The 1,296-nt window shown below is 62.2% G+C and carries 1 protein-coding gene; it reads left to right on the top strand.

Translation table 11 applies throughout. The features are described 5' to 3' along the window. Positions 1-1,296 (top strand): TIGR03960 family B12-binding radical SAM protein (locus EOM25_15060; GenBank protein ID NCC26498.1); only part of this gene is annotated, 1,296 nt, incomplete at both ends.

Raw genomic sequence — 1,296 nt, 5'->3', positions numbered from 1 at the left:
GTGCACCTTCAACGCCGAACCCCTGGCCCGGAATCTCGATCTCATGGTCCTCGGAGACGGTGAGGCCGCATTGCCCGAGGTGCTTGAGGCCTGGAGCCGGGGCCGGGAGTCTGGAATGGGCCGGGCCGAGCTCTTGGCCTCCATGCGGTCTATTTCCGGAGTCTATGTTCCCTCACTCTTCACGGCTGATGATGAAGGCGGAGTTCGCCCGGTTCTCTCCGATTATACGGTCGTTCGTCGGGCGGTGGTTCCCGACCTCGACTCCGTGACCATGCCCAGTCGGCCAGTGGTGCCTTTTTCCCGCCCGGTGCACGATCGTCTGACCCTGGAGGTTGCCAGGGGATGCACCCGTGGGTGCAGGTTCTGCCAGGCTGGGATGATCTATCGCCCGGTGCGGGAGAGGCGGCCGGAAACCCTTGGCCTCCGCATGTCCAGGGGTCTTGCCGCGACCGGCTTCGAGGAGGTCTCCTTTTTGTCCCTGAGCACCGGCGACTTTTCGGCTTTGGACCGGCTTTTCGACGTCAGCCTTGATCTCTGCTCGGCCAATCAGGTTTCCATTGCCCTGCCGTCGCTTCGTGCCGGAACCGTTAGTGAGGAGATGTTCGCGGCCATGGCCTCCCTTAAGAGGACCGGCCTGACTATCGCTCCGGAGGCCGGAACTCAGCGCCTTCGAGACGTCATCAATAAGGGCGTAACCGAGTCCGACATCCTGGATCATGCGGCCAGGGCCTTCGGCCTGGGCTGGCAGGCGGTCAAGCTCTATTTTATGATCGGCCTTCCCACTGAGACCCGGGAGGATCTCGACGGCATCCTCGATCTCTGTCTCAAGGTTCTGGCCCAGGCCGGACCCAAGGCCAGACGGGTGCAGATCACGGCCTCCATTTCCCCCTTCGTGCCCAAGCCGCACACGCCCTTTCAGTGGGAATCACAGATGACCCTTTCCCGACTCGAGGAGACCCTCGAGTACGTCAAGGCCCTATTTCGGCCTCACCGGCGAATTCAGGTCAAATGGCATCATTCCCACATGAGCTATCTCGAGGGCATTTTTTCCCGGGGAGGGAGGGAGCTCGGCCCAGTTCTCGAGGATGCCTATCTTTCCGGACAGGTGTTCACGAGCTGGACCGACCACCTGGACATCCACCCCTGGCTGGAGATTTTGCGTCGTCGTGGCCTGGATCCGGACCGCTATCTCCGGGCCAGGCCCCTGGACAGTCCATTGCCCTGGGATCATCTGCACTGCGGTGTGAGCCGGAGATTCCTCGACATCGAGCGGCAAAGGGCTCTGCAGGGAGCGAC

This window comes from Deltaproteobacteria bacterium (assembly GCA_009929795.1).
Taxonomy (GTDB): Bacteria; Desulfobacterota; Desulfovibrionia; order Desulfovibrionales; family Desulfomicrobiaceae; genus RZZR01.
This window is presented reverse-complemented; position numbering and strand designations above follow the sequence as displayed.